Annotated in this window: 15 protein-coding genes; 3 read left to right on the top strand and 12 right to left on the bottom strand. The window is 71.5% G+C overall.

All coding sequences use genetic code 11. From position 1 onward, the window contains the following. Positions 1 to 48: 48 nt before the first annotated feature. From ACZ6TB_RS12885 to ACZ6TB_RS12875, 3 genes are all read right to left on the bottom strand, one after another. On the bottom strand, positions 49 to 618 hold the full coding sequence (locus tag ACZ6TB_RS12885; protein ID WP_465553763.1) for a hypothetical protein: 570 nt from the start codon (positions 616 to 618) through the stop codon (positions 49 to 51). Between the two features lie 21 nt (positions 619 to 639). Next, complete coding sequence (locus ACZ6TB_RS12880) at positions 640 to 3,243, bottom strand: glycoside hydrolase family 3 C-terminal domain-containing protein (protein WP_465554607.1); 2,604 nt, start codon at positions 3,241 to 3,243, stop codon at positions 640 to 642. Between the two features lie 83 nt (positions 3,244 to 3,326). Next, a complete protein-coding gene (locus ACZ6TB_RS12875) occupies positions 3,327 to 7,523 on the bottom strand; it encodes a hypothetical protein (protein ID WP_465553761.1) in 4,197 nt (1,398 codons plus the stop codon). Positions 7,524 to 7,755: 232 nt separating this feature from the next. Between ACZ6TB_RS12875 and ACZ6TB_RS12870 the strand changes: the two genes are divergently transcribed. Continuing rightward, positions 7,756 to 8,745, top strand: coding sequence for an NAD(P)H-dependent flavin oxidoreductase (locus tag ACZ6TB_RS12870; RefSeq protein WP_465553759.1), 990 nt, complete (start codon positions 7,756 to 7,758; stop codon positions 8,743 to 8,745). A gap of 10 nt (positions 8,746 to 8,755) precedes the next feature. Here the strand turns inward: ACZ6TB_RS12870 and ACZ6TB_RS12865 are convergent, their stop codons facing one another. Together ACZ6TB_RS12865 and mddA are read right to left on the bottom strand one after the other, a co-directional pair. Next, on the bottom strand, positions 8,756 to 10,900 hold the full coding sequence (locus ACZ6TB_RS12865) for an alpha/beta fold hydrolase (protein WP_465553757.1): 2,145 nt from the start codon (positions 10,898 to 10,900) through the stop codon (positions 8,756 to 8,758). Continuing rightward, positions 10,878 to 11,645, bottom strand: coding sequence for a methanethiol S-methyltransferase (gene mddA, locus ACZ6TB_RS12860; RefSeq protein WP_465553755.1), 768 nt, complete (start codon positions 11,643 to 11,645; stop codon positions 10,878 to 10,880). Before mddA ends, ACZ6TB_RS12865 begins: the two co-directional genes overlap by 23 nt. 101 nt (positions 11,646 to 11,746) lie before the next feature. Between mddA and ACZ6TB_RS12855 the strand changes: the two genes are divergently transcribed. After that, complete coding sequence (locus ACZ6TB_RS12855) at positions 11,747 to 12,346, top strand: TetR/AcrR family transcriptional regulator (protein WP_465553753.1); 600 nt, start codon at positions 11,747 to 11,749, stop codon at positions 12,344 to 12,346. On the opposite strand, the gene ACZ6TB_RS12850 is transcribed toward ACZ6TB_RS12855, so the two are convergent. From ACZ6TB_RS12850 to ACZ6TB_RS12825, 6 genes are all read right to left on the bottom strand, one after another. After that, positions 12,343 to 13,458 carry a DUF2855 family protein gene (locus tag ACZ6TB_RS12850; protein ID WP_465553751.1) on the bottom strand — a complete coding sequence of 372 codons (1,116 nt, stop codon included), beginning with the start codon at positions 13,456 to 13,458 and terminating at the stop codon, positions 12,343 to 12,345. The genes ACZ6TB_RS12855 and ACZ6TB_RS12850 overlap by 4 nt on opposite strands. Positions 13,459 to 13,468: 10 nt before the next feature. Then, positions 13,469 to 14,914: a glycoside hydrolase family 76 protein gene (locus tag ACZ6TB_RS12845; protein ID WP_465553749.1), complete on the bottom strand. Its 1,446-nt coding sequence runs from the start codon at positions 14,912 to 14,914 to the stop codon at positions 13,469 to 13,471. A gap of 86 nt (positions 14,915 to 15,000) precedes the next feature. After that, entirely contained in the window at positions 15,001 to 18,129 is a 3,129-nt protein-coding gene (locus ACZ6TB_RS12840; RefSeq protein WP_465553747.1) for a GH92 family glycosyl hydrolase, read from the bottom strand. Between the two features lie 110 nt (positions 18,130 to 18,239). Next, complete coding sequence (locus ACZ6TB_RS12835) at positions 18,240 to 18,518, bottom strand: protealysin inhibitor emfourin (protein ID WP_465553745.1); 279 nt, start codon at positions 18,516 to 18,518, stop codon at positions 18,240 to 18,242. Further along, positions 18,519 to 19,583 (bottom strand): M4 family metallopeptidase, encoded by a 1,065-nt coding sequence (locus ACZ6TB_RS12830; protein ID WP_465553743.1) that lies wholly within the window; start codon positions 19,581 to 19,583, stop codon positions 18,519 to 18,521. Beyond that, positions 19,580 to 19,996 carry a SixA phosphatase family protein gene (locus ACZ6TB_RS12825; protein ID WP_465553741.1) on the bottom strand — a complete coding sequence of 139 codons (417 nt, stop codon included), beginning with the start codon at positions 19,994 to 19,996 and terminating at the stop codon, positions 19,580 to 19,582. The genes ACZ6TB_RS12830 and ACZ6TB_RS12825 overlap by 4 nt, the downstream gene beginning before the upstream one ends. 291 nt (positions 19,997 to 20,287) lie before the next feature. Here ACZ6TB_RS12825 and ACZ6TB_RS12820 point away from each other — a divergent pair, with 291 nt between their 5' ends. Next, a complete protein-coding gene (locus ACZ6TB_RS12820; RefSeq protein WP_465553739.1) occupies positions 20,288 to 20,482 on the top strand; it encodes a DUF8108 domain-containing protein in 195 nt (64 codons plus the stop codon). Between the two features lie 109 nt (positions 20,483 to 20,591). Here ACZ6TB_RS12820 and ACZ6TB_RS12815 read toward each other — a convergent pair whose 3' ends face one another. Then, the gene (locus ACZ6TB_RS12815; RefSeq protein WP_465553737.1) at positions 20,592 to 21,434 is read right to left on the bottom strand and encodes an SDR family NAD(P)-dependent oxidoreductase; all 843 of its coding nucleotides are present in this window, start codon (positions 21,432 to 21,434) and stop codon (positions 20,592 to 20,594) included. Between the last annotated feature and the right edge of the window lie 45 nt (positions 21,435 to 21,479).

The raw sequence follows: 21,479 nt of genomic DNA, 5'->3' as shown, positions 1-21,479 counted from the left end.
CATACAAAAAGACCGACCGGTCGTAAATATAGTTGAGACGCCGGTAACTCAACGCGTCAGGCGGCGGACCATGGCGGTGGTGCGCGGGCGGCGGCTCACCCACGCGTACGCCTCGGCGGCCGGCCAGGCGTACGCGGGAAACTCGCCCTCGATGAGCGCGCGAAGCCCGGGCTGCTGGAGATCGCGCGCCGCGTGTTCGTAGAGGCCCCGCGCCCGCGGCAGGATGACGCCGTAGTCGATCAGCCGGCCGGCCGGCGCGAGGCGGCCGAGCGCGAGCGGCGCGTTCGAGAGCAGGCTGTCCGCATAGAGCACCCGCAGCAGCGCGACGTCCATGAAGAACCGTTCGACTTGCGGGAGATCGGTTTTCGCATGCGCCCGTACGCGAAGACGGCCCTCCCACGCGTCCCGGATCAGCCCCTCGTTGACCGACCGCCACCCCGGGCTGCCGCCGGCCGCGAGCACGCCGCGCCGGATCTGCCACCGCAAGGCGACCTCGGCCCGGCGGTAGGCCCCGATGCCGGGCGCGTCGTAGAAGCGGGCGGCCGGCGCGAGCCGGGCCGCGGGCTCGTCCCGGACGGCCGCGACCAGGTCGGCCGCCTCGATCCCCGGATCGGCCACGCCGCAGTCCAACGAGCAAGGTCAGGAGACGACGACCACGAACGTACCGGTCGCGGTGCCGCCGTGGTACGCGACCTCGGCGGTGATCGTGGCGATGCCCGGCCTGCCGGTCTTCAGGCCGGCGGAGACCACCTCGGGGCGGTTGCTCGAGAAGTGGACGGTCAGGCCCGCGGCGTCCCCGGTGAGCAACGTCTGGTCGGTCAGGGCCACGGTCAGCTTCGGGTCGATCCGGCTGCCGCTCGGGAACCGCACCCGCTGGGCGATGCCCCGGGCGGCATCGCCCTCGGCTACGGGCTTGGCCGTCACCACGGCCGGCGTCGCCGGGGGCGGGGCGCTCACGGAGGCGTACGTCCGCTGCTTGATGTCCTTGTCCGCACTGGAGGACGACAGTTGCAGGCCGTATCGCCCGGTGTCGACGCGGAAGGCGCCGGCCTTCTCGTCGAAGAAGGCCAGATCCGCGATCGGGACGGGCAGCGTGATCGTGGCGCTCTCGTGCGGCTTCAGCGCGACCTTGCGGAACGCGACGAGCCGTTTGCGCGGGCGCTGCGCGGAGGCGGGCGCATCCGGCGTGGTGGCGTAGAGCTGCGCGACCTCGGCGCCGGGGGTGGAACCGGTGTTCGTGACCGTGGCGGTGACCGTCAACGCGCTCGGCGTCTGCTCGACACGCAGGCCGTCGTAGCGGAACGTGCTGTAGCCGAGACCGAAGCCGAACGGGTACGCGATCGTGCCGGTGAAGTACTGGTACGTGCGGCCGGGCGCCTCGCGGATCGCGTAGTCCTCGGACGACGGCAGCTGGTTCTCGTCGGCGTACCAGGTGAACGGCAACCGGCCGCTCGGCGCCACCGCGCCGGTCACGACGTCGGCGAGCGCGGCGCCCTTCTGCTGGCCGTTGAACGAGCTCCACAGGATCGCCTTGGCCTGCGCGGCGAACGGCGCGACGTCCACCTGCCCGACGGTTTCGAGATAGACGATCGTACGGGGATTGGCCTGCGCGACCCGGCGGATCAGCTCGGCCTGGGCGCCGGGCAGGGCCAGGGTCGGGCGGTCGTTGTCCTCGCTGGACGTGCTGCGGTCGGTGCCGCCGTAGACGATGACCGCGTCGTAGCCGGCCGCCGCCTTGATCGCGGCCGGGTCGATGGTGTCGAGGTCGCCGGGCATCGTGCCGGGCAGGAAGTCGACGGTCGCCCCCGGGAACGCCTTCTTCAGGCCCTGGTAGCCGCTGACCGCGTTGGCGACGCCGGCCCCGGTCTGGGTGCTCGAGTAGCCGCCGAGGTACATGTCGGCCGGGTCGGCGAAGGTGCCGATGACCGCGATCCGCTTGGCGGCCTTCAACGGCAGCGCGCCGTTGTCGTTCTTGAGAAGCACGATGCTCTCGCCGGCGACCGTGCGGGCCATCGCGAGCCGCTCCGGCGTCTGGGTGGCCGCGTGGTTGCCGGCCGCGCTCGCCCACGTGCCCGGGGCGAGCCGGGCGCGGGCCGCCGCCACCCACGGCACCTGGTCCTCGGCGTCGAACTCGCCCAGCTCGATCCGGGCCGTGTAGAGCCGGACGAGCGAGACGTCGACGTCGTTCTCGTTGTAGACGCCGGTCTGGGTACGGACGCCGCGCGCGACCGCGCCCGGGATCGTGTTCCCGTAGTGCCACTCGTCGTGGTAGCCCATGTTGCAGTCGAGGTCCTCGCCCGCCGCCTGCGCCCACGCCGTGCGCCCGTACTGGTCGAGCGGCCCGTCCCCGCCCGGCGGCAGCCAGTTCTGGCCGGCCATGATCTCGTAGATCGCGTCGCAGTCGGAGGTGAAATAGCCGCCGAAGCCGTACGTCTGCCGGGCCAGCGTCTCGATCAGGTGCGTGTTGGCGGCGGCCGGCACCCCGTTCACCGCGTTGTACGAGCTCATGATCGAGCCCGGGTGACTCCACCGGACGATGTCCCGGAACTGGGCCGTGTAGTACTCCCGCAGCGTCCGCTCGTCCATGTCGGACGATCCGCGCAGCCGGTTGGACTCGCTGTTGTTGGCCGCGTAGTGCTTGAGCGTCGCCACCGTCTTCAGGTAGCCGTTCGACCCCGGCAGCGGCGCGCCGTCCGGGGTCTGCCCCTGCATCCCGTCCACGAACTGGCTGGCCAGCTTCGCGGTGAGCAGCGGGTCCTCGCCGAACGTCTCGTCGTTGCGCCCCCACCGCGGATCGCGGGCGAGGTTGACGGTCGGCGTGTAGAAGTCGAGGTCGAGCCGGTTGCCCCGCACCACGTCCCGCGCCTCGTCGGAGATCAGCGTGGCCTCGCGGTAGACCAGGTCCGGGTTCCAGGTCGACCCCAAGGACAAGGAGACGGGGTACGAGGTGGTGTTCATCAGGTCGGGCGGCTCGGCCCCGTCGTTGATCTGCTCGCGCGCCACCCCATGAGCGGCCTCGTTCCACCACCCGTACGACGCCACCCCGAGCCGCGGTATGGCCGGCGCCATGCTGCTGATCATCTGCGAGGCCTTCTCGCCCAGCGTCAGCCGCGAGACGAGATCGGCGGCCCGCTCCGCGGGCGAGTACTCCCGGTCGAGGTAGATCCGCCGATCGGGCGCGACCCCGACCGCGTCGGCGCCGACGAGCGCGAGCAACACGAGAACGCCGAGCAGAGCCAGCACACGCTTCAATGGAAACCCCTCCCCTGGGAGCGTTCCCACGCTACCGTCGATCGATCGGCAGCCCTAGGTTTTCGAACCCGGGCTCAACGGAACCGTCGCCGCCGAATCCGCCTCCGGACCGCCCGCGGAGGAGGCGCAAGCACACGGGGCGAGTTCTTCCGGTCGGTCAGCAGTTCGAGGAACGGGCCGGCGGCGTCACTCGCCTCGCCTCGCGCTTGCAGGAGTCCGATCGCCTCGTCGAGGGCGCCCTGCACGGCCAGCCCGTCGACGAGCCACTGCGTCGTCCTCGTGTCGCCGCTCGCGAATCGCGACGCGATGAAGGCCAGTGCCTCGGCCGTCATCCCCCGGCCGACCAGCAACTCGACCAGCAGATCGGCCGCCTCGCGGTCGCCGGCGTCGGCTCGCGGTCGCAGCAGTCCGATCGCCTCGTCCAGCCGGTCCTCACCGGCCAGCACCTCCGCCAGCCGGTCGACCGCCTGGCCGTCGCCGGCATCGGCCCGCGGCCGCAGAATGGCGATCGCCTCGTCCGCCCGGCCCCGGTCGACCAGCAGCGTGGCCAGCCGGTACGTGGCATTCCGGTCGCCCGCGGCGGCCCGGGCCCGCAGCTCGTCGACGCCGCCCTGGTCCGCCAGCAGGTCGACCAAGCGGTTCGCGGCGTACCGGTCCCCGGCGGCGGCCCGGTACCGCAGCTCGCCGACGCGGTTCTCCTCGGCCAGCCGGTCGGCCAGCAGGCTCGCCGCCCGTCCGTTGCCGCCGTCGGCCCGGGCGCGCAACTCGTCGACGCGGCCGTGCTCGCCCAGCAGCCGGACCAGCTGTCCCCCGGCGTTCGAGTCGCCGGCATCGGCGCGGGACCGCAGGAGTCCGAGCGCCTCGTCGATCCGGCCCTCGCGGCTCAACAGCCCGGCCAGACTGTAGGTGGCATCCCGGTCGCCGTTGCCGGCTCGCGTCCGCAGCTCGTCGACGCTGCCCCGGGCGGCCAGCATCGTGGCCAGCGGCCCGCTCGCCATCCGGTACTGGGCGTCGGCGCACGCCCGGAACAGGGCGATCGCCTCGTCGATGTCGCCTCGATCGGCGGCCAACCTGGCCAACCGGAACGTCGCCAGGCGGCTCCCGGCGTCGGCGAGGGCGCGTAACCGGTCGACCAGCTCGTGATCGGCGAGAAACGTCGCCAGTTCGGAGGTACCCATGCCGGTGCGCGCCTGGAGCAGGTCGGCGGCCGTTTCGGCCTGGCCCTTCTTGGCCAGTTGCGTGGCGAGCGCTGCCCAACGAGGGTCCCACCGGACGTCCGTCCGGAGTCGGAGGAAATCGATCGCTTGATCGACGCGGCCCTGATCCACCAGCAGTTCGACGACGTGGTAGCCGGCGTACGGATCACCGGCGGCCGCGCGCGCCCGCAGTTCGTCCACGCGACCCTGTTTCGCCAGCAGGTCCGCGAGGCCGGAAGCCGCCGTCGGGTTTCCCGCGTCGGTCAGCAGACGCAACTGCTCCCCATCGCCCGCCTGGACCAAGGCATCGATCAGGTTGCGCTTGGCGATGCGACTGCCCGCGTCGGCAAGAAGCCTGAGTTCGTCGATACGCTCATGCTTCGCCAGGAAGTGAATCAGAACGACCTCGGCAACCTCACCGCCGTCGACGTTGGCTCGCAAGACCTCGATCGCCTCGTCGACGCGTCCCCGACCGGCCAGCAGCCGCGCCAACCGGACGGCGGCGTCGCCGTGGCCGGCATCGGCGCGGACCCGCAGCTCCTCGATTCGGCCGCGGTTGGCCAGCAGTTCGACCAGTCGGTTCTCGGCCTGCCAGTCGCCCGCGTCCGCGCGGACACGCAATTCGTCGACCCGGTCCAGATTGGCCAGGAGGCTGACCAACCCGGCGGTGGCGTCGCTGTCCCCCGCGTCGGCGCGTGGCCGGAGCAGGTCGATGGCTTCGTCGATGCGGCCCTGGTCGGTCAGGAGATCGGCGAGCCGGCCGGCCGCGTCGGCGTCGCCGGCGGCGGCGCGGGCACGGAGAAAGCCGATCACGTCCGCTCCCCGCCCCTGACTCGCCAGCAGGTCGACCAGGCGATCGGCCGCCCACTCGTCGCCGGCGTCGATGCGGGACCGCAGGATCTCGATGGCGTCCTCGACGCGTCCCTGATCGACCAGGAGGGTGGCCAGCTCCTGACCGGCCGCCCGGTCACCGGTCTCCAGCCGGGCCCGGAGCTGGTCCGAGTGCAGCCGCCGGGCGAGATGGTCCTGCAGGACGATGTGGCGGAACTGATAGACGGCGCCCGCCTGGCGAAGCACGCCGTGCCGGTGCGCGTGGGCGAGGAAGACCCGCAGACGCCAGGGCAGCCAGCCGGCGACGGCGAGGCGGAGGTGCGTGAGCCGGAACCGCGTCCACGCCCATCCGCCGGACGTCAGGGCGGCGGTGCCGCCGTAGAAGATGCCGGCCACGACGAGCGGCGTCGCCGTCGGCGCGTCGCCGAGAACGGCGGCGAGCCCGAAGACCGCACCGCTCGTGAGCGCGTGGCGGCAGAACGCCGCGACCACGATCCGGCGGTTGTTCGCCAGCTCGGCGTGCACGGTCCGATGCTGGCGCTGGGGCAGCGGCCGCGACGCCAGCCAGGTGGCGAGCAAGGCGTACACCCAGGCGGCCGCCAGCGCGGGGACGAGCCTCGTCGAGGTGATCAGCGCGACCAGCGTTCCGCCGGCCGTCGTGAACAGCAGCAGCGGAACGCGTTCCCACCGGGACCACAGACTCGAGCGCACGTACGGCGGATAGCCGTCCGCCCACAGCGACCGGAGCGAGCCGCCGGCGCCGACACCGACCATCAGCACGCCGGCGACGACCGACCAGACGACGCTCAGCCCGGCGGCGGCCGCGGCCAGGCCGGCGAGCAGGCCGGCCACGGCCACGACGGCGGTCACGGTGAGCCGCCAGCCACGCGTCGACCGGCCGGCGAGCAGGCCCACCTTGATCTGCCACCAATGAAGGTCGTTCGTGCCAGCCTGTTGCAGGTGGTGGGCGAGACAGGTCAGCCAGCGGCCGGCCCGCGCCACCGAATACCGCCGCTTCCACCGGGCCGGGCCACCCGCGGCCGGGGTCGCGTAGACGGCGGCCACGAACGCGTCCATGAGCCGGCCGGTCACCTCGCGCTCGGTCCGCAGATCGAGCAGCTCCGCCGGGTCGGTGCGGGGATCCTGGTACGCCGTTCGCGCCAGAGCCACCATGAGCGGGGTGCCGAGCGCGTCGCGTACCGGATCCGTGCCTCCGTCCTGGTCCTGCCGCAGGACGTCGAAGACGGGCGCCCACCGGCTCCGGGCCGGCTCCGGATAGGACAGGAAGTCCACCGCCGCCGCCGCGTCGACCGGCTGCAGCTCGACCACCGCCGCGGTGGACAGGATCGTCTCCTGGCGGGCCACGGTTCGCTCGTACTCGCCGATTCGGCACGTGACCACCAGCGGGCGGCCGGCCGACGCGTAGGTGTCGAGCGCGTGCAGGGCGGCGCCGAGCGCCTCGGGAGGCAGCTCGTCGAGCCCGTCGAGCAGGGGCAGCACCCGCCGGCGCTCGAGGAGGCGGTCGGCGAGCGCGCCCGGATCCCCATACCGGGCCAGCACGTCGGCGTAGTCGTCGGCCAACCGGCGGGCGACGAAGCGCTCGACCGGCTCGGCCGGATCCCACGCGTTGATCGCCAGCAGCAGGGGCATCGGCTCGCCGGCGTCGGTCCGGGTCCGGAGGAGCCCGAGGAGCAGCAGCAACGCGAAGACGCTCTTCCCCGATCCGGGCTGGCCGAGCACCATCATCTGCCGCCGCGGCAGCTCACGGAACCGGTCGACCAGCACCCGGTTGAGCCCACCGTCGCCGGCGCCGTGGTGCGGCAGGTCGGTGGATCCGTGCAGCGGGAGCTGCTCCCATTCGCCGCCCAGCGGATCGTCGAGCACCGCGCGCCGGCCGGCCGCCCGCCGGCCGGTCGAGGACCAGGTCACCGACATCGGGGCCGGCCGGGTCACCTCCCGCCGTACCGCCTCCGCCGACCAGTCCGACTCCAGGCGAGCGGCCAGGTCCCGGATCAGCGCGTTCTCCGGGTAGCCGGCGGCCGGCCTGCGGGACTGTGCGTACTGCGCCCCCACCGAGGCGACCACCAGGAGGCCGACGACCGTCCACACCAGGGCGGGCCACCAGTGCCAGGACGCGGGCGGCTCGATCGTGTTCGTGGCGACGTTGACCGTCAGCCCGACCGCGATGCTGAGCAGCAGCGCGGTGACCGGCGACGGCAGCCATCGCATCGAACGACGCCCCATCCCCACCTCCCACCCTGCGGCTCGTCGAAGAACGAAACCTATTGTGGTCGGCCGGTACTCGCGCCGCTCAGTAGAGCCGGCGGCCCAGCGCCGCGGGCCAGAACCGGGTCTCGTGGCGGCCGTCGCCGATGGCGGGCGGGTCGATCGGCGGCCACGCGGGCGAGGGTAACGGACTCTCGTGCTGTCCGGCGGACGACAGGAGGAGCGCGGCGGACGGGCCAAGGTCGAGGGCATGGAGTTAACCACGAGATTCACCCAGGCGTACGGGTTGAGGACGCCGATCGCGCAGGCCGGGATGGCGTTTGTCGGGATGACGCCCGATCTGGCCGTGGCCGTGAGCAACGCCGGCGGGCTCGGGTCGCTCGGGGTCGGGCTGCTGCCGCCGCCGGCGATGGTGCAGATGATTGCCGGGATCCGGGCCGGGACGCCGGGGCCGTTCAACGTCAACTTCATCACCGTGTTCACCGACCAGGAGCGGATCGACGCGGTGTGCGAGGCCGCGCCCGCCGTGGTGTCGTTCCACTGGGGGCATCCGCCGCGGGACTGGATCGACCAGCTGCACGGCGCCGGGATCAAGGTCTTCGAGCAGGTCGGGTCCGTCGACGCGGCCGAGCGGGCGGTCGACGACGGCATCGACGTGGTGGTGGCGCAGGGGCTCGAGGCCGGCGGGCACAACTACGCGACGCTGCCGACGTTCGTGCTCGTGCCGCTGGTGGTCGACGCGGTGGCGCCGGCCATGGTGCTGGCCGCGGGCGGCATCGCCGACGGGCGCGGGCTCGCCGCGGCGCTGATGCTCGGGGCCGACGGCGCCTGGGTCGGCACCCGGCTGGTGGCCACCGACGAGTCGGCCGCGCACGACGGCTACAAGGAGCGGCTGGTCGCGGCCGACGCCACCGGCACCGTGCGCACGTCGCTGTTCGGGCCGGAGATGCCGGAGTTCAACCCGATGCGGGTGCTGCGCAACCGGGTCGTCGACGAGCAGCCGAGCGCCGACGGGCCGCGCCCGGTGATCGGGCACGCCCAGCTCGGCGGGGAGACGGTGGAGCTGCGCCGGCTCACCAACCTGGTGCCGATGCGCGACCTCACCACCGGCGACCTCGAGGAGATGCCGCTGCTGGCCGGGCAGGGCGTCGGCCTCGTCGACGCGGTGAAGAGCGCGGAGTCGGTGATCGCCGACATGACCGCCCAGGCGATCGCCGTGCTCGGCCGCGAACGAGTCTGAGCCGGCGGGCTCAGAGCAGCTCCGCCAGCAGGGCGGCCGCACGGTCCGCGCCGTCCGTCGGCACCGGGTGGTAGCGGACCTCGCGGCCGATCTCCTCGGCGATCGCCGCGGCCAGGGTGTCCGGCGTCAGCTCCGAGTAGTCCATCCGGCGGCCGGCGCCGTGCCTGCGCAAGCGGTGGGCGACGTGCAGATTCTGCTCGAAATGGCGCTGCAGCGGCACGTAGATGAAGGGCCGGTTGCTCGCCGTCAATTCCATGCAGGTGGTGAGGCCACCCTGCACCACCGCCAGGTCAGCGGCCGCCAGGTGGCGGTGCAGGTCCGGCAGATACCCGTGAATCCGCAGGCCGGCGGGGGCCGGATCGAACCGGGCCGGGTCGATGCGCGGGCCGGTAACCAGGATCATCCGCAGGCCGGGCACCCGCCGGGCTGCCTCCGGGAAGGCGTCGACGGCCCGCCGCAGCAGGTCGCCGCCGACGCCGGAGCCGCCGACGGTGACCACGCAGACCGGCTCGCCCGGGCGGTAGCCCAGCTCGGCCCGCAACGCCTCGCGGGCGTCCGGGGTGACCGGCTCGAAGCCGGTCACATAGCCGGCGAAGTCGAAATGCGACTCGGTCCAGTCGCGGATCGCCGGCATGGCCGGCCCGAACGAGGCCGGGACGATGTCGTCCGGCTCGCCCACGAAGACCGCCCGGTCGCGCAGGCGCGGGAAGCGGGCGATCCGCTCGATCATCTCGGCGTTGTAGTCGGCGGCGACCAGCCTCTGCCGGTCGCCGTCGTCGGGCATCGGCAGGAAGCCGACGAAATCCGTGAGCCAGGCGTACGCAAAACGCTTGAGCTCCGGGTTGTCGTGCAGGAAGTGGTCGACGTCCCAGGCCTCGTCCCCGACGACGAGGTCGTACCGGTCCTCGGTCACCACGTCGTGAAACACCATGAAGTTGCTCAGCAGGATCTCGTCCATGGTCCGCAGCGCCTCGAAGGCGTGCAGGTCGTGCTCGCCGCACTCGCCCTCGAAGTGCGCGGACTCGCTGAGCAGCAAACGGCTCGCCGGGTGGACCCGCTCGCCGGCGCCGGCGAGCATCCGGGTCACCGGGTCCTGGGTGAGCCAGTCGATCCGCACGCCGGGGTGGCGCTCGCGCAGCCGACGGGCGATGGCGAGGTCCCGCCGCGCGTGGCCGAGTCCGATCGGCGACGAGAGGTAGAGCACCCGCTGCGGGCGGCCACCGGCCCGCGGCCACGAGCGGCGACGCCCGGCCGCCGGAGCCCGGAACCGCTCGGCGAAGCCCTCGATGATCAGGTTGGTCCGTACCGGGTCGCGGACCTGCGGGATGTGCCCGCCGCCCTCGATCGTGACGAGCTCGCCGCCGGTCAGGTCGCAGAGCAGCTCGCTGCGGGCGAGCGGGGCCAGCCGGTCCTCGGTGCCGTGCACGGCCAGCACCGGACCGCGGATCCGGGCGCACCACGCCCGGATCTGGTTATCGTCCGGGCGGGACGCGTGACTCTCGGCCACCAGAACGGCTCCGCTGGTCTCCAGAGCCCAGCCGACCCCGTCCTCGATCGGCTTGGTGGACCGCGGCTCCGGGAAGCACTGCCCGAGGAAGAACCAGGCGAAGTCCTCGTAGTTCGATCGCCAGTACGCCCGGTTGTACTTCGCCCAGTGCGCCGGCGGGTCGGCGCCCAGCCCGGGCACCGCGGACCCGGGCAGCCGCGGCCCGGGTGCGTCCATGTGCGCGCTGGTGGAGCGGGCCGCCTGGGGTGGCAGGGCGATCGCCGGGCCGATGACCACCGTGCCCTGCACCCGGGCCGGATGCTCGGCGGCCAGCTCCAGCGCCCAGTTGGCGGCGCGGGACAGCGCGACCGGCACCGCCTTCTCCGTTCCCGTCGCGTCGAGCACGGCGAGCGCGTAGGCGACCTGGTTCTCCTGGTCGTACGGCGCGACCTCGGTCGGGCGGTCGGAGCGGCCGTTGCCGGGTCCGTCGTAGGTCACCACCCGGAAGCGCCGGGCCAGGTAAGGCACCTGCATCTTCCAGATCCGTTTGTGGACCAGCGTCCACGTGGGCATCAGCAGGATCGTCGGGCCGCCCTCGCCGTACACCTCGAAATGGATCTTTGTGCCGAGGTGCTCGACGAAGCCGTCACCGCTCGGCCGCAACACCATCGTGGCCGACCGTCCGGCGGGGAATCGCACGTGGCACGAACCGGGGCACGCGCGCGAGGTAGTCCACATACGGGGCGCCGAGTTGCCGCTTCAGATCATGCTCCTCGAAAAGCACACCCACGACGATGTACGCGCTGGCAGCCCCCGCGAAGAGCAGCCGGCCGGCGCTCATGTCCGGCGCCGCCCAGAACGCGACGAAGAAGCCGACCATGATCGGATGCCGGACGTACCGGTAGACGGAGGGCTCGTGGAAGCCCGGCTCAGCGTAGCGGCGGTCGCGGGCCCGGGCCAGCACCTGGCGCAGGCCGAACAGGTCGAAGTGGCCGAGCGCGAACGTGCTGAGCACCAGGAAGCCCCAGCCGGTCAGATAGAGCGCCCAAAGCACGGCGCGCGCTCCGGCCGATCCGACCGTCCAGACCGAGGCCGGCAGCGGCGACCACAGCCAGAGCAGCAGGATCAGCGCCGCGGTCGCGGCCAGCACGAAGGTGCTGCGCTCGGCGGCCGGCGGCACGATCCGGGTCCAGCGCCGCTTGAACCATGGGCGCGCCATCACGCTGTGCTGCACGGCGAAGACGCCGAGCAGGACGAGGTCGATCAGCACCGCCGCCCAAGCCGGCCGCGCCACGCCGTCGTCGATGTCCTTCGGCACCACCGCGCCGGCCAGGAACCCGGCTGTGTAGAGCAGCGCGCCGAGGAAGAGCAGGTAAGCCAGTGATCCGTACGCGAAAATGAGCCCTTTCCGCACCACGAGTTCCCCCTGAGATCAACACCATTCGGTCGGTCGGTCGACCGACCGAATAGCCGGACGCTATCATTCGGTCGACCGACCGAACAATGGGGTGCGCCGTGAATCCGACTGCGGACAAGATCATCGAAGCGGCACGGGAACGCCTTGTCACCGGCGGCTACGCGTCGCTGTCCACCCGCCGGGTGTCCCAGCTGGCCGGGGTGCCGCTCAGCCAGATCCACTATCACTTCGGCAGCATGCGCGGCGTCATTCTGGCCGTGCTCGACCACGAGAACAGCCGGCTCCTCGACCGTCAGCGCCGCATGTACGGCAGCGAGATGCCCTTGTGGAAGCGTTACGAGCAGGCCTGCGACTTCCTCGACGACGACCTCGCGTCGGGTTACGTCCGCGTCCTCCAGGAGATGATCGCGGCCGGCTGGTCGGACGACAAGGTCGCGGCCCGGGTGCTGGGCCTGCTGCGTTCGTGGTTCGTCGTGCTGGAGGACGTGGCCCGAGAGGCGGAGGACCGGTTCGGCTCGCTCGGCCCGCTGCGCGCCCAGGACGTGGCCGGGCTGATCGGCCTGGCCTTCCTCGGCGGCGAGGCGATCATCATGCTGGGCGGCGAGCGCGGCGGCCGCGACGAGGTGTGGAGCGACCGCGCCCGCGACTGGCTGCGCAGCCTGGGCGCCGTGATCCGCCGGCTCGAGGAGTCGGGCTAGCTGGTTCGGGGAGGCGCGGGCAGCGGACTCGAGGAGGCGGGCTGACCGAGCTGGACGACCCGGCCGACCCGGGGCGGGACCCGGCCCGCCAGCACGTCGGACCAGGCGGCGCGCAGCGCCCCGGGGCCGGTGCCGACCTGCACGTCGAGCCAGTCCGCGACCTGGCCGGCGAAACGCTGCCAGGCGTCGGCGAACCGGCGGTCCAGCTCGTCGCGGCCCCAGTCCTTGCGACGCTTGCTCATCTGCACGGGTGCGAAGAAGAATTCGTCGGCGGCGGCGGTGTTCGGCGTCTGGCCGGTGAGCCCCACCGCGATGTCCCGCACGAGATGGTCGCCCAGGTGCGTGCGCAACGTCTGCCGGAGGCCGGGCGTGCCGGCCAGGTCGAGGTAGACGGTCGGGACCGCGGCGAGGGCTTTCACGTCGTCGTAGGCGACGACCTCGTCGTAGCAGCCCAGCGAGCGGGTGAACGCCACGTTCGCGCGCGAGGTGAGCCCGATCAGCCGGGGGCCGGTCCCGTGCATCTCGGCCGCGGCCGCGTACGCCGTCTTGCTGGAAGCGGAGGAGATCACCACCGCCGAGGCGCCGAGGAAACCCCGATCGGCCATCTGGTCGGCGAGCATGAACGACGTGTAGAAGAGCGGCCGCAGGAGGATCAGCAGATCCTCCTGCGCGGCGCGATAGGCCGGGTCCCCGGTGGTCAGGCGATAGGAGTTGTACGGCGAGGGCAGCGCCACCCGATGCGGGCTGACATCGTGGAACCCGGTCGCGTCCACCCGATCGGGCCGCACCACCAGATGCCCGGCCGGCGGCAGATAGCCGTAGTAGCGCTGCCCGGCCACGACGCCCGGCACGGTCGAGGCCACCACGTCGGCGAAGCCCCACAGCGGCGGCAGCCCCCAATCCGCGGAGAGCCCGTAGTCCCCCGGCGGGAAGAACTCCCAGTAGCGCATCGCCTCGCCGAGCACCGCGTACGTCACGTTGTTGGCCGTGAGCCCCACCCGGTCGACCTGCAGCAGCGCCTCCCCCTCGGCCGGCGCCGCGGCGACCGCGGGCGAGACACCGACCTGCTTCAGATCGTTCCGGGCAACGGCGAAGACCCACGACGACGTCATGCGGGTGACGCTACGGCGCGGCGTTCAAGAGATCCACCGCGCTGTGCTGGCAACCGTGGCTGGTGCCGGTGAACGGGCCGGCCCAGTGCGAGCCGTAGAAGTCGAGCGAGTCGCGGTCCTTGCCGTACGCGCTGTCGGCATTGCGCTGCAGGTATGTGTTGTACGCGCCCCCGGCCGCCTGGTTCAGCGCGCCCAGGCCGCGGATCGCCGCGCCCTTGAAGGAGACGCCGTCGCCGCCGCACGCGTCCGGCTCGTTCGGCTCGCGCAGGATGCCGCCCGGCGACAGGTACGAGCTCGCGGTCATCGCGTCGCCGATCCGCCGGGCCGTGGCCAGCGCGTTCGCGTCCCCGGTCAGGCGGTTCAGCTCGGTGAGGGCGTTCATCAACACCCCTTGGTTGTACGTCCACGTGACGTCGCCGTTGTTGCGGCAGGTGGACAGGTTCACGCCGTCGTTGACCAGGTTCGAGCCGTTGACCATGCCGGTGCCCTGGAACCAGGACCAGCCCGCCTGCGCCCGCGACCGGTAGACGGTGTCGCCCGCGATCCGCCGGCTCAGCGCCGCGTTCAGCTGGATGTACAGGCTGTTCTCGATGGCGTTCTTGCTCTTGCGGTCGGTCTTCCACCAGACCCCGCCGCCGCAGGTGCCGTCCCAGTAGTTGTACATCCAGTCGGCGTCCGCGCGAGCGGTGTTCAGGTACCGGCTGTCCCCGGTCACGTCGTACGCGTCGACCCAGGCCAGCCCCCACCAGCCGGTGTCGTCCAGGTACTCGTTGCGGAACTGCCCCTGGGCCGCGTTCACCTGTTTGTCGTACGTCGACGAGATCGCGTACTTGTAGCTCGGCATCCCGCTGCGCCGGACGTTGTCGATGATCGCGGTGAGCGCGTTGGCGCTGGTCCACCAGCCGTTCGAGTCGAACAGGCCGGTACCGCGGTCGTAGCGCATCATCAGCGCGGTCGCCGCCGCCGTGCGCCGGTCCCAGGCGTTCCAGTTGCTGCGCGTCCAGGCCGTGCAGGCGATCTCGCCCCGGTCGCCGGCCTTGCCGCAGGCCCGGAGCGCCCCGACCCCGTTGGCGGCCCACTCGTCCACATTGAACTGGCCGGTGCGCCAGCCGGTCGAGCCGGCCGGGATCTTGGTGTCGCCGAGTTTGCTGCCCGCGCCCCACGAGCGGCCGCCGTCGAACGACCGGTCCAGCCAGACCTCGTCGGTGGCCTGCCCGTTCTCGACCGATCCCCAGGCCATCGCGTCGGTGTCGTTGACGTGCACCTTGACGACCCGGCCGTAGAGGGTGGCGGAGACGGGCACCCGGTCGGCGGGCGCGAGACCCGGGTCCCGTCCGTCGCAATACTTGTTACAGACCGTTGCGGCCAGGGCGGGCGACGACGTGGCCACCAGAACCGATCCGACGGCCGCGATCAGAGCGGCGGCCGCGGCGAGGGAGCGCCGGCGAGAGTTCATAATGTTAACAAACCGCAGAGATCGGCGTACGTCAATGGAAATGCCCGAAAGGGCGGGGCCGTCTGCCCCGCCCTCCCGGGAAGAACTCAGCCGCGCACGTCCATCTCGTAGATGCGGGCCGCGGTGCTGCCGTCCTGCGTCGGCGTGACGACGTTCAGCCGCACGTACCGGGCGTCGGCGTTCACGGTCGTCGTGGTGTTGTCGGCCGTGTTCCCGCGCACCGAGGCGCGCGTGGTCCAGGCCGACCCGTCGTTCGACGTCAGGATGTCGAAGTCACGGGTGTTCCACGTGGAGTACTCCCCGCCCGCGCCGGCGTGCCGCAGCACGACCGAGCCGACGTGCTTGACCGCGCCGAGGTCGCTCTGCAGCCACTTCGACGAGCCCTGCGAGCACCACTTGTCCGACCAGCCGGCCAGCCAGCTGCCGTTGAACGCCCGGTCGGCCCCCTCGCCCGCCCCGCACGACGAGTCGGCGGTCGCGGCCGTGCGCAACGCGAGATCGACGGGCGCGCTCGACGACCCGTACACCTCGAGCTCGTAGATCCGCGCGGCGGTGTTGCCGTTGTTGGTCGGCGTCGCGGCGTCCAACCGGACGTAGCGGGCCGAGCGGGCCGGGATCGGCGCGTAGGTGCGGCTGTTGCGCACCCCGGACGCCGAGACCACGGTCGACCAGTTGCTGCCGTCGGTGCTCGTCGCGATCGTGTAGGCGCCGGTGTTCCAGCCGGTCTGCTCGCCGCCGAGGCCGGCGTGCTTGATCACGAACGACGACACCGTCTGGGCCGAGCCGAGATCCACCGTCAGCGTGTGCGGCGTCCCACCCGTACACCATTTGCTGTTGCCGTCGAGATGCCCGTCGACCGCCTTGGCCGCCGTCTCCGAGCTGCCGCACTCCGCCGAGCCGCTGGTCGCCGTCTTGCCGAGGGCCAGGTCGGGACCGAGGTCGGGCTCGGCCACCGGTTGCTGAGCGCCGTCACCGAAGCTCGGCGGGACGTCTCCGGAGCCGGTTCCCCACGACGAGGGCGAGGACCCCATGCCGTACGCGATGGTGCCACCGCCCGCGATGTCGGCGTACCGCAGATAGTTGTGCGACGTCGAGGCGCCGTTGACCGACAGCGACTGCACGTACTTGCTGGTGGCGCTGCCCCCACTGATGGTCAGCCCGCCGATCTTCACCGACGGGAACAGGCCGCCGTGCACGGCCAGGGTGTCGGCGCCCGGGGTCACCGGGTAGAGGCCGAGCGCCGCCCAGACGTACCAGGCCGAGGTCGCGCCCAGGTCGTCGTTGCCGGGCAGGCCGCCCGCGCCGGTGGTGAACGACTCGCTCATCACCCGCCGGACCGCGTCCGAGGCGCCGGCCGGCTTGGCCGCGAAGTTGTACGTCCACGGCACCCCGTGCTCGGGCTCGTTGCCGACGTAGAAGTAGGGCAGCGACAGCCCGCCGTTGAGCTGGGTGAAGTGGTGGTCGAGCCGCTGCGTCGCGGTGCCCTTGCCGCCCATCAGCGTGATCAGCCCGCCGAGGTTGTGCGGCACCATCCAGGTGTACTGGGCCGCGTTGCCCTCGGTGTACGGGCTCTCCGTGGCCGGGTTGAGCGGCCAGGGGAAGCTGCCGTCGCTGTTGCGCGTGTGGATGTACGACGACTCGCCGTTGAACAGGCTCCGCCAGTACTGCGAGTGCGAGGCGTACGTGTTGTAGGTCGCCGTGTCCCCGAGGGCCTGCGCGAACCGGCTGATCGCGAAGTCGCTCGACGCGTACTCGAGGGTCTCCGACGGGTTACCGGGGATGAAATGATTCGCCTCGTACGTCGCCCGGTTGCCCCGCAGCACGTAGCCCTGCGTGGCGCCGCCCGTCGCGCTCTTCTTCATCAGCGCCAGCGCCGCCGCCGTGTCGAAGTTGCGCACGCCGAACGCGTACGCGCTGCCCACGATGATCGGCCCGGGGTCGCCCGGCATCACGAAGTCCTCGATGCTCTGTTGCGACCACTTCGGCAGCAGGCCGCCCTGCTGGCCGTCGAGCACCATCGACTTGACGATGTCGGTCATCACGTCCGGCGCGATCAGCGACACGAGCGCCGCCCACGACCGGTAGATGTCCCAGCCCGAGTAGTTCTGGTAGATCGGCGAGGCCGACGAGTGCACGGCGCCGTCGAAGCCCATGTACTGCCCGTTGGTGTCGCTCGCGACGTTCGGGTTCATCAGCACGTGGTAGAGCGCCGTGTAGAACTTCTGCAGGTCGGTGGTGCCGCCGCCGGTCACCTGGACTCGGTTGAGCGCGGCGTTCCAGGCGGCGTTGGCGTTGCTGCGGACGGTGTCGAAGGCGGCCGCCTCCGCCGTCGCGTTGTTCTGCGCGTTGGCCACGCTCACGAACGAGATGCCCACGGTCGCGTTCACCACCGCGTTCGAGGTGGTGTCGAAGGTGACGTACGCGCCGGTCTGCGTGCCGCTCGCGCTGGTCGACCCGGCGTTGATCGTCGAGCCGCTGAACGTGCCGACGCCGGTCGGCGTGCGGTCGAACTGGATCGAGTAATAGACCTTGTAGGTGCGGCCGCCGCAGAACCCGCCCGCGGTGTGCTCGCCCCAGACCCGGTTCCCGGTGATCGTCACGTTGCCGGCCCGGTCGCCGGTGGCCGAGCGGCTGTCGTTGATCAGTACCCGCGCGGTCGTGCTCGACGGGTACGTCAGGCGCATGACGCCGGTGCGGGTCGTGGCGCTCAGCTCGGCCGTCACCCCGTACTTGTCGAGCTTGTTCTTGTAGTAGCCGGGCGCCGCGCTCTCGTTGGTCTTGGTGTACGCGCTCGCGTACGACGTCCAGGCCGAGCCGGGCGAGGAGCCGAGGTTGCCGGTGATCGGCAGGATCGGGATGTCCTCGTTGTTCGAGCAGCCCGCGCCGTTGAAGTGGGTGAGGCTGAACGACTCGATCGTGCGGTCACGGTCGCGGTAGCCGGACGGCGAGCCGGTCGGGGTGTCCGGGCTGAACTGGGTCATGCCGAACGGCACGGTCGCACCCGGGTAGGTGCTTCCGCCGGCGCCGCCGCCGACCGGGTTGGGGGAGTTGGAGTCGTCGGTGCCCACGAACGGGTTGACGTACTGCGTGAGGTTGGCGTCGGCGGCGAGCGCCGCCTGCGGCACGGTGAGGGCCGCGGCGGTGAGGAGGGCCGCCGCAGCGAGGGTACGGAGCTGAGTTGCCCGAGGCGGCTTCGCCGCACTGCAAGGTCTCATGGAGGGAGCCGTCCCTTCGTCCAGGACATGGGAATGACAACGTTGTCGGTCGTCATACACGAATGTCAATGTCCTGGAGTTCCGGAACTTCTTTTACTGCTCGTTCACACTCATGAACGTCGCTGGATCCAGTCCAAGAGGGCACCGAAGGCCTCGGACATGTCCACATCGGACGCTTTGATGACGGTTTCGCGGCCTCCGTCCGCCACCGTGACGGTGTACGTCATCGCGTCGCTTCTGGCGCCTGCCGTCTTTTCGTTCTGCGCCGCCTTGATCAACCGGCGCAGCTCCGCGACGTCCCCGGGGTTGTCGACGTCCACCACACGGGGCGGCAGCCGCATCTGGATCGCGGCTGCCTGACCACCGTGCGACGCCAGCGTGACCCGCATCTAGCGGCGCCGGGGGCTGACCGGCGGGCGCACCGAGATGCCCACGCCGTCCCAGGCCGCTTGCACCGCGTCCTGCTCGGGACCGCCCACGCCGTACAACTCGCCGGCCTTGTTGAAGGTCGTGTCGGCGAAGTCCTGGAACTGGGTGTCGACCGTGGACGCCTTCAGCGACTCGTACCAGATGTGCCCGGGCGCCTCCCAGGAGTTGCCGCCGATGCCGGAGGCCACCAGGTAGAACGCCTTGTTGGGGATGCCCGAGTTGATGTGCACGCCGCCGTAGTCGCCCTCGTCGGTGTCGGGCAGGTCGACGTAGCGGTCCATGTGGTCGGGCTGCGGGTCCTTGCCGAAGAGCTTGTTGTCGAACGCGGTGCCCGGCGCCTTCATCGACCGCAGCGCGTCGGCGTCGATGTCCGGGGTGAAGACCTCGGGCCCGATCAGCCAGTCCGCCTGGTCGGCCGTCTGCTGGAGGCTCCACTGCTTGACCATCGAGCCGGCCACGTCGGACAGCGACTCGTTGAGCGCGCCCGACTGGGTGTGGTACTCGAGGCCGGCCGTGTGCTCGGTGACCCCGTGCGCCAGCTCGTGGGCGATGACGTCGAGCGACCCGGTGAAGTCCGTGAAGACCTGGCCGTCCCCGTCGCCGAAGACCATCTCCTGCCCGTCCCAGAACGCGTTGTTGTAGCGGTTGCCCCGGTGGACGTACCCGAACAGCTGCATGCCGCGGTCATCGATGGAGTTGCGTTGGAACACGTTCTGGTAGAAGTCCTTGGTCGCCCCGAAGCCGTCGTAGGCGCGGTTGACCGACGCGTCCGCGACCGGCTCGTCGCCCTCGGAGCGGACGAGCTTGGCGCGCGGCAGATAGGTGCCGTGCTTGCAGTCGAAGATGCTGCGGCGCCCGTCGCCCGGGGTGGCCACCACGGCCGCCATCGGCCCGCGGACGTCGCGCTGCCCGCGCAGCCGGGCGGTGTTGAGCAGGGTGGCCAGCGCGGCCTCGCGGATGGCCTGGTTGTCGCTGTCGAGAAGGCGGCTGAGGATGTACGGCGGCGTGATGCAGTTGAGTCTCATGGCGTGCCTGGTTCCTTTCCGTATTTGAGCGTCAGCAGGCCGGCGGCGTCGGTGACGGTGACCACGAAGAGGTTGTCGAACTCGGTCTCCCCGATGACCGGGAGCGGCCCCCCGACCCCGAGCTCGCCGATCACCGCCGGGACGGTGTTGCTGTGCCCCGCGATCAGCACGACGTCCCCGTCCTCGAACGCGCCGGCGACGGCATCGGGCATCTCCTCGGCCTCGATCCCCACCTGCGCGACGGTCTCCTTGGTACGCCGATAGCGCGACGTGAAGACGCGGTTGACCCCCGCGCCCCGCACCACATGCGCGAGCGCCGCGGCCCGCTCGCGCCCCGCGTCGTTGAGCCCCGGATCGGCCGAGACCGGCGGAAGGTCGATGTCCGCATGCCGGACCAGAAGGATTGTGATCACGCGCCCCACCAGCTTTCACCAGCTTTCACCAGCAGCTAGACGCCAGATACTCTCAGTGATCATCTTCCCGGTCGACCATCGAGTCTCGATCCGGACAGTGCGATCCCCCCGGAAGAGCGGATCATCCGCCCCGAGCCGCCCGAACGGGTGAGTCCTCCAAGATCACCCACACGGCCCAATGACGCCGGGCAGTACCCGGTTCAGCCGTATTCGGCTCAGCCCCATCCGGCCCAGCCTTATCCTCCGCAGGGGTATTCCCCGTACCCGCCGCAGCCGATGCCCTACCCGGCGATGGCCGCGTCCGCCCCGCAGATCGTGATCAACAACTCGACCGCCGCGACCGCGATGGCCGGCGCCGGTGGGTACGGTCCGCGCAAGCGCAACTCGGTCATGCTGCACCTGGTGCTGTTCGTCCTCACCGCCGGCCTCGGCAACGTCCTCTACGCCTGGTACGTCTACGACTGGAACCGCCGCCGCGGCCTCTGACCCGCCCGGCGGCCCCGGCCGGCCATGCATTGAATGCCCGGCGTCGTGAGCACCCACCAGAGTGTGGTCGCGCGGGAAGCAGCCCCGCCGGCAAGGTTCGCCGGACGCGTCACTTCCAGGGCAGGACGCGGCCGTGGCGGATCAGCTCGCCGTAGTGCTCCGGGTTTACCGGGTCGAGGGCCAGGTCGAGCAGGGCCACCGCGGCCTCGGCCGGGCTCGGGGCGGCGCTGACGTCCCACCACAGGGCCGAGGTGGGGGTATTGATCATGCCGGGGCAGGCGGCGGCGACGAGGATGCCGCGGGGCCGGTCGCTCTCGCGTCGTTGGCGGGCTGTTGCTCGTACGGCCGAGACCTGCCCGATTTTTGAGGGAATGTTGACGAATCCGGGCCACGGGCCGCCGCGCGCGCTGCCGTCCTTCACCGCGTCGCGCCAGGCCGCCACCTGCTTGTCGACCTCGTCCAGCGAGGACAGCTCGTCGAACCGGTCGTGCAGCACCGGCGCCAGGTAGCGCAGGGTGCCCAGCGAGCTCGCCACGACGATCATCCGGCCGTCGTCGCGCAGCAGCGGACCGAACGCCCGCAGCAACCGCGTGGTGCCGAAGTTGTTGACCTCGGTGTAGGTGTCGGCGATCGCGCGCGGGTCGTCGTCGGGGCCGACGCGCATGACGGCGTTGCCGAACACGATGTCGACGCCGCCGTGCCGCTCCCGCATCCGGTCGGCGAGGCGCGCGGCGGCATCGGGCCGGCCCACGTCGAACACCTCGCCGCGAACCCGCGCGCCGCCGCCCGGCATCTCCATCTCCGCAAGACCGGCGGCGATCCGGTCCGGGTCGCGTCCGGTGAGATAGACGGTGTCGGCCGGGCTCAGGCGCCGCGCCAGCCCCGCGACCAGCGCACGGCCCAGCCCCTGGGTGGCGCCCGTGACGAGGGCGATCCTCGGTGTGTCGGTCATGCCTCGACGCTAGGGAGCCGCGGCCCATGCGGCCAACGACAAAGA

It is taken from the genome of Actinoplanes sp. NPDC051537, from assembly GCF_055586105.1.
The sequence above is the reverse complement of the archived record's forward strand: the minus strand, read 5'-3'. Positions and strand labels throughout refer to the sequence as shown.